This is a genomic window from Acinetobacter sp. 742879, from assembly GCF_000588535.1.
Classification (GTDB): Bacteria; Pseudomonadota; Gammaproteobacteria; order Pseudomonadales; family Moraxellaceae; genus Acinetobacter; species Acinetobacter pittii.
This window is the reverse complement of the sequence record NZ_JFYC01000001.1, coordinates 103702-118220: the sequence shown is the minus strand read 5'-3', so window position 1 is coordinate 118220 and position 14519 is coordinate 103702. Positions and strand designations below refer to the sequence as shown.

Annotated in this window: 11 protein-coding genes; 3 read left to right on the top strand and 8 right to left on the bottom strand. The window is 39.0% G+C overall.

Annotation, left to right across the window (positions count from 1 at the left end; translation table 11 throughout):
* Positions 1 to 43: 43 nt before the first annotated feature.
* The gene (locus J690_RS05380; RefSeq protein ID WP_032034574.1) at positions 44 to 1294 is read left to right on the top strand and encodes an MFS transporter; all 1251 of its coding nucleotides are present in this window, start codon (positions 44 to 46) and stop codon (positions 1292 to 1294) included.
* A 215-nt stretch (positions 1295 to 1509) separates the two neighbouring features.
* On the opposite strand, the gene phnX is transcribed toward J690_RS05380, so the two are convergent.
* From phnX to J690_RS05345, 7 genes are all read right to left on the bottom strand, one after another.
* Positions 1510 to 2325, bottom strand: coding sequence for a phosphonoacetaldehyde hydrolase (gene phnX / locus J690_RS05375; protein ID WP_032034571.1), 816 nt, complete (start codon positions 2323 to 2325; stop codon positions 1510 to 1512).
* 36 nt (positions 2326 to 2361) lie between these two features.
* Positions 2362 to 3549: a 2-aminoethylphosphonate--pyruvate transaminase gene (gene phnW / locus J690_RS05370; RefSeq protein ID WP_032034569.1), complete on the bottom strand. Its 1188-nt coding sequence runs from the start codon at positions 3547 to 3549 to the stop codon at positions 2362 to 2364.
* Between the two features lie 26 nt (positions 3550 to 3575).
* Positions 3576 to 4730, bottom strand: coding sequence for a TIGR03364 family FAD-dependent oxidoreductase (locus J690_RS05365; RefSeq protein WP_032034568.1), 1155 nt, complete (start codon positions 4728 to 4730; stop codon positions 3576 to 3578).
* A gap of 102 nt (positions 4731 to 4832) precedes the next feature.
* Complete coding sequence (locus J690_RS05360; RefSeq protein ID WP_032034566.1) at positions 4833 to 6542, bottom strand: putative 2-aminoethylphosphonate ABC transporter permease subunit; 1710 nt, start codon at positions 6540 to 6542, stop codon at positions 4833 to 4835.
* Entirely contained in the window at positions 6536 to 7735 is a 1200-nt protein-coding gene (locus J690_RS05355) for an ABC transporter ATP-binding protein (protein WP_032034564.1), read from the bottom strand. The genes J690_RS05360 and J690_RS05355 overlap by 7 nt, the downstream gene beginning before the upstream one ends.
* 22 nt (positions 7736 to 7757) lie before the next feature.
* On the bottom strand, positions 7758 to 8795 hold the full coding sequence (locus J690_RS05350; protein WP_032034562.1) for a putative 2-aminoethylphosphonate ABC transporter substrate-binding protein: 1038 nt from the start codon (positions 8793 to 8795) through the stop codon (positions 7758 to 7760).
* A gap of 91 nt (positions 8796 to 8886) precedes the next feature.
* The gene (locus J690_RS05345; protein WP_032034559.1) at positions 8887 to 9609 is read right to left on the bottom strand and encodes a UTRA domain-containing protein; all 723 of its coding nucleotides are present in this window, start codon (positions 9607 to 9609) and stop codon (positions 8887 to 8889) included.
* Between the two features lie 1247 nt (positions 9610 to 10856).
* Between J690_RS05345 and alr the strand changes: the two genes are divergently transcribed.
* Positions 10857 to 12149, top strand: a complete 1293-nt coding sequence (gene alr / locus J690_RS05340; RefSeq protein ID WP_032034557.1) for an alanine racemase — start codon at positions 10857 to 10859, stop codon at positions 12147 to 12149.
* Between the two features lie 148 nt (positions 12150 to 12297).
* Here alr and pobA read toward each other — a convergent pair whose 3' ends face one another.
* Positions 12298 to 13512: a 4-hydroxybenzoate 3-monooxygenase gene (pobA, locus tag J690_RS05335; protein ID WP_016144900.1), complete on the bottom strand. Its 1215-nt coding sequence runs from the start codon at positions 13510 to 13512 to the stop codon at positions 12298 to 12300.
* 141 nt (positions 13513 to 13653) lie between these two features.
* Between pobA and pobR the strand changes: the two genes are divergently transcribed.
* On the top strand, positions 13654 to 14469 hold the full coding sequence (gene pobR, locus J690_RS05330; protein ID WP_005076648.1) for an IclR family transcriptional regulator PobR: 816 nt from the start codon (positions 13654 to 13656) through the stop codon (positions 14467 to 14469).
* Positions 14470 to 14519: the final 50 nt, after the last annotated feature.

Below are 14519 nucleotides of genomic sequence, written 5' to 3'. Positions count from 1 at the left end.
AAAACGACTTGAAGTGCTTTTTATCAAATGTAGGTAATGGATTATGGCTACAAATTACAAAGAAGGTCTTTCTCGTATACAGCCTCATACGTGGAAAATAGCTTTTACTTTTGCTTTTCTAGCACTGTTGGTAGATGGTGCAGATTTGATGATGCTGTCTTATAGCTTAAATAGTATTAAGGCAGATTTTGGATTAAGTTCAGTACAAGCAGGTATGCTTGGCAGTTTCACATTGGCAGGCATGGCTGTTGGTGGAATTTTTGGGGGATGGGCGTGCGATAAATTTGGTCGTGTGCGCATTGTGGTTATTTCTATTTTAACTTTCTCGCTCCTCACCTGTGGCTTAGGTTTCACTCAAAGCTTTCTTCAGTTTGGTATTTTAAGATTTTTTGCATCACTGGGTTTAGGTTCACTTTATATCGCCTGTAATACCCTCATGGCCGAATATGTCCCGACCCGTTATCGCACCACAGTACTGGGCACTTTACAAGCAGGTTGGACGGTTGGCTATATTGTTGCGACTTTGCTTGCAGGTTGGATTATTCCTGATTATGGCTGGCGCATGCTGTTTTATGTTGCGATTATTCCAGTCATTATTGCTGTCCTTATGCATATTCTGGTACCAGAACCAGAAGCATGGCAAAAGTCTCGTTTACAACAACCGGTTTTGGCCCAAAATGCATCGAAAACTTCAGCATTTAAGCTTATTTTCCAAGATAAACGAAACCGCAATATGTTTATCTTATGGGCATTAACAGCGGGCTTTTTACAGTTTGGCTACTATGGTGTAAATAACTGGATGCCGTCATACCTTGAAAGTGAACTGGGTATGAAATTTAAGGAAATGACCGCCTATATGGTAGGTACATATACCGCTATGATTTTAGGTAAAGTTCTTGCGGGCATGATGGCCGATAAATTAGGACGTCGTTTTACCTATGCCTTTGGTGCAATCGGCACTGCTATTTTCCTACCTTTAATTGTTTTTTATAACTCGCCAAGCAACATTCTATATTTACTGGTGACCTTTGGTTTCCTCTACGGCATCCCGTATGGCGTAAATGCAACCTACATGACTGAAAGCTTTGCGACCGCTATTCGCGGTACAGCCATTGGCGGTGCTTATAACGTTGGACGTTTAGGTGCTGCTTTAGCCCCTGCAACTATTGGTTTCTTAGCCTCTGGCGGGTCAATTGGTTTAGGTTTTGTCGTGATGGGTGCTGCCTACCTGATTTGTGGCGTGATACCAGCCCTATTTATTAAAGAAAAATTATATGACCCTCAAAAGTCATAAATAGATCTATCAAATAGGTCATATGCCTATCTGGTTGATAGTGCTAACGATCGAAACATGTGTTTTAAATCGTTAGCCAAAAATAAGGAATTTACTCATTAAAGTTAATCCTTATTTTCACATATGTAGAGTGTATTTACTCTTCATTTTAATTTTTTAGGTAAGCTTAGCTCTCAAGGGAGCTAAGCTTAAAAATATATAGACCTAAACTTTATTTAAGGTCGTTCACCCTGCCCCAAACGGCGTTCAATATCATCTAAAACATTTGGCAAATCAGCAACACTATCAATCACATAGTGCGCGCCAGACGCATTCATTTTTTGGTATGCTTTATCTTTTAGAATAATCTGTTCATCGGCCGATAGCGAACTCCACTCTTCATAGCTTAAACCGACTTCATTACCACTAATCGCAAGTCCTACTGTCCAGCACCCTGCGTTTAAACCTTCGTCAATACCCACCACGGTATCATCTACTTTTACAACAGTTTTAATATCAGATACATCGAGTTGAATTAAGTTCTTCCATAGCATTTCAGGATATGGACGGCCATATTTCACGTCGCTGGCAGTAACAATACAATCCGGTCGGTAACCCTGATCGGCAGCATCTTTGACCAAGCGGCCAATCATCATGGATGCATAACCCGTGTTACTGCCGATTTTTGCACCACGCTTTTTAATATTCTCAAACGTTTCTAATGCGCCTGGAATTAAAGCAGAACATGTTGGAATCGATTTTAATTGATAAGGAATAAAATCTTTATATAAACGATCAATATCTGCTTCAGTTGCAGGCTTCCCATATACTTTTTGCCATGCCGTCGCTACACGCGGCATTTTTAAAACTGCTGCAATATGGTCACGTTTTTCTAAACCCATTGGCACTCGAGCTTCTTCAACCGTAATTTCAACTTTATTGTCTTTAAATAAAGCCATAAAAGCCAAAATCGGTGCGCGTGAACCAAAATCTACAGTTGTGCCAGCCCAGTCAAAAACCACAGCCTGAATTTGTGTATTGTTGGTCATCATGATGTATTCCCTTTAATTCAAATGTTTTAATAAAAGTTATGCTGTTACAGCTTGATTGAGATGGCTTTCGCAGTAACTGGCAATCGCAGCAAGAAGCCCTTCAATGTCTTGAATATAAACTTCGCCAATATTGCCAATACGGAAGCAGTTGAGATCTGTGACTTTGCCCGGATAGATCACATAGCCTGATTTTTTCAGCGTTTCATAAAATGACTGGAAGCTAAATGACTTAGCTGTTGGGTAAAGAAAAGTGGTAATGATGGGTGATTGTGGACACTCTTCACCGAGTACCAATTCAAAGCCCAGTTGTTGCATACCTTGCGATAAGGTTTGCTGGTTTTGTAAATAACGTTGATAACGTGCAGCAACACCGCCTTCTGCCTCAAGCTCAAGCAATGCTTGATAAAAAGCACGCACCACATGGGTTGGTGAGGTAAAGCGCCATTTGCCGTTATGCTGTTCCATCGTGTTCCACTGATCATACAAATCGAGGCTGACCGAACGAGCTAAACCTTTACATGCTTCTAGGCAATCACGCTTTGCCAAAATAAAACCAAAGCCCGGAACACCTTGAATACATTTATTTGCACTTGAAATCAGGAAATCAATTTCAAGCTCAGCAATATCCATAGGCACACCACCAAATGAGCTCATGGCATCTACAATCCAGATTTTTCCTGCTGCTTTAACTAAACGGCCAATGTCTTGAATCGGGTTTAAAATACCTGTGGTGGTTTCACAGTGCACACAAGCAACATGGCTAATGGCTTTATCTTCTAAAACGCGTTCAATCTCTTGTAAATCTGGTGTCTGGGTTTCTAAATAGTTCAGTTCTACAACTTCAATATTTAAGCAACGCGCCATTTGCACCATACGTGCACCGTATGCACCGTTATTAATAATCAAGATTTTTCCATCACGCGGAATAGCTGAACCAAGCACAGACTCCACTGCAAAACTACCACTGCCTTGCATTAACACAGCCGTATATTTTTCAGGTTGACTGGTTGCCAAGTTGACTAGACGAGAGCGGATATCTTGTACCAGCGAATTATATTCTTGGTCCCAAGTACACCAGTCTTTTTGCATGGCACGGCGTACTGTTGCCGATGTTGATAATGGTCCTGGTGTGAGAAGCAAATACTTGTTCTCTAAATCCATATCGAGTTGGGGTTGCATGTTCATAATGGTACTCATTTCTTTCGCGTTCATTTCAATATACATCAAACTGGTTTAAACCAGATGACAAACTAATAAATATTTTGTTCTAATATTTCTTTCATAAAGCCAGCCCCTGTAGTCATGCCTTTGCCAGCAATCGCACTCACCAGAAAGATATTTTTTTCAGCTTCAGTGACGCAGGCCAACTCATGTTCATGAGTCAGGTAATAACCATTCCAACGTTTTTGAATCGGCGGTAAAGTCAGCCCTAGTTTTTCGTGGCAGTACGTTTGAATAAACTCATTAATCTCTTCACGCTGCTCAAACTGAGGCGCTTCATTAATCGAATGATATTCATGGCTATCACCCACAATCAGTTCGCCAAATTCGTTTTGTTTAATCAGAATATGAATACCGAATTCTTTAATGAAACCCTGTTGTGATGCTTTAACCAACTCGGCATGACTTGGGCAAATTTCAAAAGCCGGATAACGTGAAATAGATAAGCCTGAATAAAGAGAAGCATTTAATTTTTGGTGAAACCGTTGAGTCAGGGCCATTTGTAAGCCACAGCGTTTCAAGTTCAAACTTTGCAGCAGTTCTGGATATAAAACATCGATAACTTCACCGTGGCAGATCAAAACTTTATTTGCCCGATATACCTCGCCACTTGCCAAGCGAACCTGACAAATTTCATGTTGATATTGGGTTTGAACGACACAAGCATTGGTATAAATCTCTACACCGTTTCTTTCGGCATATGCCAATAGTCGCTGCCCAATCACATGCGGTTCGACCGAATAGTCTTCTTCAAAAACCAAGCCGCCTTGAAACTGCTGCTCGGGGTTTAAATAAGAAAATTGGGTGACCAGTTCCTCATGCTTTAGCAAATGAATTGGAATTTGATAGTTATTTGCACGCTCGGCAAACTCATTTAAAACCTGCCATTCAAGTGCAGTGTTTGCGAGATAAACACCTTGTCGTTGAGCAAACGAAATATCGGTTTCAGCTTGAATACGCTGATAAAAAGAACGCGTTTCAAGCGCGTACTTTCGCCACTGTTGCTCTGGATGGGTTAATGTCGAAGTTCCGACCATGCCGAAATTACGACGAGTTGCCCCCACTGGTTTGGCATTTTTCTCGAAGATACAGACTTTTAAACCTTGCTCTTGTGCCTGTATGGCAGCGGATAGACCTAAAATACCGGCTCCGACAACAATTAAATCAAACTGTGCGTTATTCATAAGACTTCCAATTTGCGAAATTTAGGATGAATAAACCCTTGCCTTGTTGAACAAAGCATTTTTATTTCAGTCGGTTAAATAAAAATTGTGTTTACCTAAAACTTAGTGAGCGCTTTCACGCCATTGCTGACTTCTTGCCATAATTTTTCGGGTAAATAACCAGTGAATGAGTTTTACAACACATGAGGTGGTTAAAATTAGAATGCTCATGGCAACAGCAGCAACCGTGTCTCCCGCATCATCCATATTTAAAACGGCTACCGCCGCTAAACTGGTGTCTGGTGAATAGAGGAAAATGGCAGCCGACACAGTGGTCATGGCATTCACAAAAACATAGACCGACACATCACATAGCGCTGGAAAACACATGGGCAAATATACTTTCCAAAAGGTTTTCCACTTCGATGTTCCTAGAGTTTGTGCTGCCTGATCGAGCTGTAGCGGAATCTGTTTAATGGCATTGGTTAAAGTCAGGTGTGGGACGGTGTAATAATGCACGATGGTTGAAATCACCAAAATGGTCATAGTTCCATACAGCACATTTAACGGATTACTTTGCTGGTTAAAAAACAAAATATAAGCAATACCTAGCACCAACCCCGGCACAGCAAGGGGTAATAAAACTAAAGCCTGTACATAATTTTTAATGAATGGATGTGCCTTAAAACGTTCGGTTAATAACGCCACCATAAAAATCAGTGCTGTTCCAAAAACCGTACTAAAGAGTGCCATGCGAACCGAGTTAAAGTACGCTGCCCAACCGCCGCCATCGACATATTCAAAACTGTAATGTGCTAAGGTCAAAGACAAATCATAAGGCCAAGACTGAATGAATGAAGCCAGCACTGCCGTAAAGATAATCAGTAAAATCGCACCTGAAACTAAACCACAAAATAAGCTCAGAACGACTTCAAGCTTTTTATTCGATGCTGAAACATAAGGTTTAGCCTGAAAAGCTTGAAACCGTGCATGGCGTTTGCTTTGTATTCGATCGAAAATAAAGACGAACACTGCTGGTAGCAATAACAAGATGGAAATTACCGCACCCATGCTCATGTTTTGCTGACCAATAATCTGTTTATAGACATCAAGCGCCATCATGTTAAATGAACCGCCAATGACTTTGGGGATACCAAAATCGGTCAGTACATAAATAAACGCCACTAAACTTGCGCTGATGAGTCCATACCGAATTGCAGGTAATGTGACGTGATAATGCGTCTTCCAGATATTTTTACCTAGCGACAAAGATGCCTCAATTAAACGCTGATCGACACTGCGAAAAGACACCATCATCAACATCAAAATTGCCGGAAATAGCCAAAAGCAGTAGCTGATTAAAATACCGATTGGGCCATAAATTTGTATATCGCCCAGCAAAGGTTTAAACACACCTTGCTTACCAAATAAATAAACCAATGCCAAAGAAGGCAAAAGTGATGGCGCTAAAATCGGTAAAAAAGCGACTATTTTAAAGAAGCCTTTGCCTTTAATATTCACATTGGTCAGGGCAAAAGCATAAATACTGGCAAGCAATACTGTAATGACAGTAGCAGTACAAGCAACCCACACCGAGTTAAATACAGAGCTGAGTAAAGCTGGACTTGCAAAATAGTTATAAAAATTTTCAAGACCAACAAAACTTTGATTTTCATCAAAAAATGCGGTTTCAAACAGCATCATTAAAGGTGCAATAATCGCTAAAGTCAAAGCGATTGCGACCATAGCCAAAGCAATATTTGATCTTAATGAATATTCAGTTTTCCGACGCGGCTGTGTTTTTAAAACCGCTGAAGCAGCTTCATTTAACATAGTGCGTACCCTTGTTCGTCAAAGACATGAATGAGCGGATTAGGCACTTTTATAAACATGAGTTCTTGCAAATTGAACTTGGTATTTTCAATTTCAATTTGCAAAAGGTGTTTTGCCTGCTCAATTCCATCAATATGAATAGTGCAAAATAAACGACGCTTAGCACCTAAAAATTCAGTACTTAATACTTTAACCGGCAAATACAACGACTCTTTATCACTACCAAAATCATCAACCAACTCGACAGCTTCCGGTCTAAAACCAATACTGTACTTTTCCCCTGCTTTAAGTTTTTGCTGCTCCAAAGTTAGAGGAATGAAACCCAAAACCTCGAGCTGATTAACTACTGAACAAGTGGCTACAAAAAAGTTCATGGTGCCAATAAACTTGGCAACGAATTGGGTTTGTGGCTTGTAGTAAATATTGTGCGGCGTATCAATTTGCTCAATAACGCCATGATTCATGACTACAACTCGGTCAGAAATGCTTAAAGCTTCTTCTTGGTCGTGCGTGACCATAATGGTTGGCAAGTTAAGCTGTGATTGAATTGAGCGAATCTTTTGTCTTAGGTTTAAACGTACCTGAGCATCGAGTGCAGACAAGGGTTCATCGAGCAGTAAAATATCAGGCTTCGGCGCAATTGCTCGAGCAAGCGCAACACGTTGCTGCTGCCCGCCTGACAATTGATTTGGATATTTTTTAGCAATATCGGGTAATTCAATCAGTTCTAATAACTGTTGAACGCGTTGGCTACGCTGTGCCTTATCCCACTTTTTTTTATCTAAGCCAAAAGCAATATTTTCTTCTACATTTAAGTTTGGAAATAACGCATAGTTCTGAAACACAATACCACAGTATCGCTTTTCAGCATTTAACAACGTAATGTCTGTTCCCTTTTTTATAATCTTTCCATAATCAGGTTTTTCTAGACCCGCAATTATGCGTAGTAATGTGGTTTTACCGCATCCAGAAGGTCCTAAAAAGCTCACGAACTCGCCTGCTTTAAGGTCTAAATTAATATGCGTTAGAACCTGAAAGTGTTGGAACTTTTTTTGAATATCCACCACTTCTAAAACTGAAGGACCATGTTCAGGATATTTATAGGTCGTTAATGTCGACAATAAATGCCCTGCTAACTCGCCCTTTTGGTTTTGACCCAGCAGCGATGATTGCAATGAAGAAGGAATTTGCATAATGAGGCCCTTATCCAAAAGATCACTTTTCAAAACGCTTTGACCATTCAGCCAAAATACGTTCACGCTGCTCGGCCGCCCAATAAAAATCATTTTTCACGAGCATTTGAGGAAGGTTTTTTGGGAAGTCCATAGTGGTATTTTCAACGCCTTTATAAGCCACCATTGAAAAGTTATGGGCATAGGCTTCATTTGCCGCTTTGCTTACCGACCAATTTATAAATTTTTGCGCGCTACTTAATTTCTTGGTTCCTTTCATAATTGCTGAAGCTTCCATTTCCCAGCCTAAACCTTCAGTTGGATAAACCACTTCTAAAGGCGCGCCCTCTGCTTTTAATTTAAATGCAGGATAACCGAAAGAAACACCAATTGGGATTTCGCCCTGTGCTGCCATCTTGCAAGGTTTTGAACCCGAGTGAGGATATTGGGAAATGTTTTTATCCAAAGCTTGCATATAGTCCCATGCCTGCTTTTCGCCCCAAATCTGCATCCAAGCTGTGACATCTAAATAGCCTGTTCCACTCGAAGCCGGATTTGGCATCACAATCAGGTTTTTATAAATGGGGTTGGTTAAATCTTTCCAAGTTTTTGGAATTGGTAACTTACGCTTTTCTAGTTCAACTTTATTTACACAGATTGCAGATTCCCATGCATCCATACCAGTCCAAGTCGGTACAGTTTTTTGGCTTATAAATTCTGGTTTTAAATTTTCAATGCCTTCAGGTTTAAAAGGCTCAAGCATGTCTTTCTTTTCCATGACCAGCAAACTGGTTAAAGCCACACCAAAAACCACATCTGCTTGTGGGTTTTTCTGCTCTGCCAAAAGTTTAGCGGTGATCACCCCTGTTGAATCACGTACCCATTTTACTTTTAGCTCTGGATAGGCTTTGTGTAATTCCTCTTGGTACTGTTTAAGCTGGTCGGCTTCCACTGCCGTATAGACTGTAATTTCTTCTGATTGTTTTGATGTTGCTGATGAACATCCCATTTGAATAGCGACCACTACACCTAAAACTGATGCAGTGCCGAGTTTAATTGTCTGTTGAACATACTGTTTCATCTGCAAACCATCGAATGCAATTATTTGATGATCGTATTTCAACAGCTTTATATGACAGTTTAATTAATCTGGTTTAAACCAGATTTTATTTTTATGCTCGCGCTTCGAAGTGCAAATCTAAAACATCATGTAGCCAATATTCTTGGTCAACATCGGTAATCACGCCCTCTTCATTTCTATTGCTACGGCAAATATATAAACCCAGCGCGCCCGTATTTACATGCAATGCTTTAGCCTGTTGGTCGGATAAAGCTGTTGGATAGAGGTTAATGTCAGCTCTGGTAATATGGCAGTTATATTGATTTGCCATCAGTAAAGTAATCGATTGCTTGAGATCATGAGTTAAAAACTCAGGAAAAAGCTCGGCATTCACACGTAAATGCTCAACCAAAACAGGTCGTCCATTAATACAACGACGTCGCCAAACCGAATAAATCGGATGCCCTTTTTCAACTTTTAAATGCTTGGCATCCCAAGAAGTGGCCGTCGTTAGCTCACTTGAAATCACTTCTGTAGAAGGCTCATAGCCTTGTTCAATCACAAACTGATTAAAGTTTTTAGTCGATTGTGGGTGATAAATAATACGAGGAGAACGAACATACCAACCACGGCGGTCTAAACGATAAATCAAACCATCGGTTTCCAAAGCCAGCAAAGCTTCACGCGCAGCCACGCGAGTGGTTTGGAATTGTTCAGAAAGCACTCTTTCCGAAGGGAGTTTTGCGTGGGCTTCTAATACGCCAGATTCAATATCGTGGGCAATTGCATCGCGAATAGGAATATATTTAGGTATGCGAGCTTGGTCCTGTTCCATACAAACTTAGAATTTATAAATAAAGAAATTAATAGCAATATACTGAAAAAATGTGACAAAAGCTTTTATTAATGCTGATCTTTTAAGCAAAACGCGTCCTATTCCCCGCTTTTCCCAATTCATTTTTTCATAAAAAAATCGTGTGTTCACGCCTACAATGGCTTCGCAGAACTTTCCTTAGCTCATTTGTTCATCAAGAAAAATCGGCATGGCCTAGCCATTACATCATATTTAGTTAGACACTTTTTAAGATAAAAATTCATATTTCTGTACGGACTCTTACACAGGAATTGATGGTTTGCACTAAAAATCAATATCAGCCCTCCTATATTACAACCTTGTAGAATTAGAATAATATGATCAAGAAAAAGCCAAACCATTCTGAGCAATTAAAAAAACATACTCATCATCTTATATTTATAAAGTCTTAATACAAAATTATTCATTTAATAAAAACTAAAATATTAAGAAGATTACTTGACTTCAAAACAAACATAATTTTTTTAATTTAACCAAAATCTTAAACAATAAATCGAATTAAAAAAATAATATAAGACATACTAGCCTATTTATTACACAAAACCACGACCACACCCCAAGGTTAAATAACACCCAATTATTCACTCAATCTAATTAATATTCCATTTATAAAATTTAAATTAACTTATAAAAAACTATTAAACATGACATTAGATGCTTAAAAATTGACACGGCATAATCCACAATTTCTAAACAGCTTTAACCAACAACAAATAAACCCATGAAAAATATATTTATTTTTATTTTTTACATTCTATTGAATAAAATCGCGGATATTTATTCCTCCAATTTTTTATATTTTACCAACTGATAAAAAATAAAATCGAATGTATTTAAGAAATAAAAAAATCTTTTTTAATAATAAAGTTAATTATTTACCAAATGTTATATTTTAAAAAATTTTATTAAAAATAACCCTAACCAATAGATTAAAAAAATAACACTCAAAAAATTATAATAATTTTTCTTCTTGTTTTTTTTATGAATGTATATTTAGATTTAATTAAGATTAATTGAAATCAGATTTTTATTTTTTCAATTTAGTTTAAGCAAAATTAAACTTTACTTAATAGCGACTATAATATTTTAAGGAGAAAGTATTATTGCGACAAAATCATGTGACATTTTAAATTAATTATATTTCAGTACTTAACCATAAAAATCCACCCAGCGTTAAATTATATTCAGCCAGGAAAGATTAAAAACTCATGAAACTTAAAACAAAATTTTCTCATCTCGCTTATAGCTGTGCATTAATATTATTCGGTTCGGTGCAATTTGCTCATGCAGCTCCCTTACTTACTCCCCATGTTACAAATGAAGTAAGTCCTGCTCCTACAGCCAATGCATGGATAGAAATTGATACTCAAGCTTTTGAAGATAATATTAAAAGGACAAATCAGTTACTTAATGGCAAAACTCAACTTTGTATAGTCATGAAAGCTAATGCATACGGCCATAGTATTGATCTACTTATGCCAAGTGTTATGAAGTTAAACGTATCTTGTATTGGCATTACCAGTAATGCTGAAGCGGCTATGGTGCGTAAGCATGGCTATAAAGGCAAAATTACACGTTTACGTACCGCCACAGATAGTGAAATTATCAATGCACAGGCGTTAAATATTGAAGAGCTTTTAGGTAATTATGACCAAGCTGCTCGTATGTCTAAATGGGCAGAAGCGAACAATACAACTGTTCATTACAGCTTGGCTTTAAATTCAGGCGGTATGGACCGTAATGGTCTTGAAATGGCTACGGCTCTAGGCAAAGAACAAGCTGTTGCGATCACCAAACTTCCCCATCTTAAAATTGATGGCATTATGACCCACTATGCCGTAGAAGATGAAAAATTTGTCCGTGAGCGTCTGGCGCAATTTAATGAACAAACCGCATGGTTGATTAAAAAAGCCAAACTGAATCGTAAAGAATTAACATTACATACAGCTAATTCATTTGCTACTGTAAACGTTCCTGAATCACATTTAGATATGGTTCGTGCAGGTGCAATTATATATGGTGATTTTCCTAATCACCCTGAATTTAAAGGCATGATGGCATTTAAAACACAAATTGCCGCGGTTAATAATTACCTGAAAGATTCAACTGTAGGTTATGACCAAACCTATACTTTGAAACGTGACTCTAGACTCGCAAACCTCCCTGTAGGTTATTCGGATGGCTACCGTCGTAGTTTTAGTAATAAAGATTTTGTATTAATAAATGGACAAAAAGCGCCAGTAGTTGGTCGAGTATCAATGAATACTGTTATGGTTGATGTAACCGATATTCCAGAGGCAAAAGCAGGTGATGAAGTTGTATTATTTGGTCATCAAGGCAATGCAGAAGTTAAAACGAGTGATTTAACGAGTCTTACAGGCCATATTTTGACAGAAGCCTATATCCCGTGGAGTAACTCTAATCCACAAGTGGTTAAACCCCTTCAATCTCAGCAACAAGTAATATTAACCAATAATAAAGTTGCGGCAAAGGCCAACTAAACTTTAGGTGAATTGATAGGTAGCCCTATATTTTGAATAGTATTGGGGCTACTTTTAGCCGAATCACATCTTTTAAGCGATTTTATTCCATCCAGTTCTTTACATAAAAAAAGAGCATTTGCATGCCCTTTTTATTTTTACTTAGTCTTTAGCTTGCGTGCTTGAAACTATCAATTTGCTTAATCTCATAAGGCAAACCGACATAGTTTTCGGCCAATGTGGTTTTACCTGCAATCGAGCCAAGCACATAACTTAGCTCAGCTTGTTTAATCTTGTGATCAAACTCACTTTCGGTTTCAAAACGATGCAATAAATGAGTCATCCACCAAGAAAAACGCTCCGCTTTCCATACACGTTGTAGGCATTTTTCTGAGTATTCATTTATACCTTGCTCGGAACCTTCGACATAATATTCAACTAGCGCACTTGATAAATAAGCAATATCAGAAGCCGCGAGATTGAGGCCTTTTGCTCCTGTCGGTGGAACAATATGCGCAGCATCGCCAGCTAAAAATAGTTTTCCGAAACGCATTGGTTCGGTCACAAAGCTACGTAACGGCGCGATACTTTTTTCAATAGAAGGTCCTGTCACTAACTTTTCACGGCTTTCAGGGTCTAAACGATTTTTTAGCTCATCCCAGAACTTTTCATCTGACCAATCTTCGACGTGATCTGTTAAAGGAACTTGTAAATAATAACGGCTACGTGTTTCTGAACGCATACTACATAAAGCAAATCCACGCTCTGACTGTACGTAAATGAGTTCATCGGCTACAGGTGGGACATCGGCCAACACCCCTAACCAGCCAAACGGATAAACTTTTTCAAAGGTTTTAATTTTATCTTCTGGCACGCTGGCACGGCAGACGCCATGGTAGCCATCACAACCAGCAATAAAGTCACACTGAATTTGAAAAGCTTTACCTTGATACTCAAACTCAACTTTGGGTGCAGTGTAAAAATCTTTTACTTGTACATTTTGAGCTTCATAAAATGAAGTGAGCTGCTCTGCTTCACGCGCAGTCATTAAATCTTTAGTCACTTCGGTCTGACCGTATACGGTTACTTGTTTGCCACCCGTGAGTGCTGCCAAATCAACGCGATGCAATTCACCATTGGTTAAGATTTCGATGCCCGAATGTGGTAATCCTTTTTCTTTTAAGTTTTGGTCAACGCCTGCTTGTTTCAGTAAGTCTACTGAAACTTGCTCTAAAATTCCTGCACGAATCCGTGAAGCCACATATTCAGCACTACGTTGCTCAACAATAATATGGTCGATGCCAGCTTTATAGAGAAGTTGCCCAAGCAATAACCCTGCTGGTCCAGAACCAATAATTGCAACCTGTGTCTTTAAAATATCCATAACTTCATCCTTGTTTCATCCTGACTTTTAAATTACTGGCTTTAAGTTTTGTGCACTATGTATCCAAGACGAAAATAACCGTTTATCATTTAGTTTGTCCGAATAGCGGACAGAAACAACCAAAATAACAGGAATGAAAGGATGCCTTCTCTCGATGCTTTTTTAGAGCACCCGAACTCGCATGAGAAAATTCGTCAAGAAGATTACATTGCAGGGTTAGCAAAAGGCTTGGCTTTGCTGGAAGCTTTTGGAACAGATCGCCAGCGGCTTAATGTCACACAAGTGGCTGAGCGAACCGGTATTAGTCGTACAGCAGCAAGGCGTTATCTTAAAACTTTAAAATACTTAGGCTATTTAGAAACAGATGAACACTACTTTTGGCTCACTCATCGCGTGCTGCGCTTTTCGAGTTCTTATCTAAGCTCTGCCCATCTGCCTAAAGTTGCTCAATCATTTCTAAATCTTTTGTGTGCGCAGACATCGCTGACTTTCTCAATTGTGGTGTTAGACGATAACGAAGTGGTGCCAATTGCGCGTAGCTATTTACCACAACAAGATAATTTACGTGTAAGCCCTTATGGCATGCACTTAGGAAACCGACTCCCTGCCCATGCCACGTCTACAGGTAAAGTATTGCTGGCAGCACTGCCCGAAGAAGCTCAGCACGCGTGGGTAAAAAATTATGGTTTAAAGCGTTTGACCCCGTTTACCATTGTAGATGAGTCAAAGTTTTTTGAAGTGCTTAAAGGTATTTCGTTATCGGATTATTGTCTTTCTAAAGAAGAGCATGAGCTTGGCGTAATTGCGATTGCTGTGCCCGTTTTTAACGCACAAGGTCAAGCCATAGCAGCGCTTAACTGCATGTCTCAAACCAACCGAGTACAAGAAGACTATTTGGTTCAGCAAATTTTGCCATTGCTGCGCAACACGGCAAATGAACTTAGAAATGTGATTTAAATAGGCTTAGAAACTCTTGTTTCCTAAACATGAATACAAGAGTTTCAACT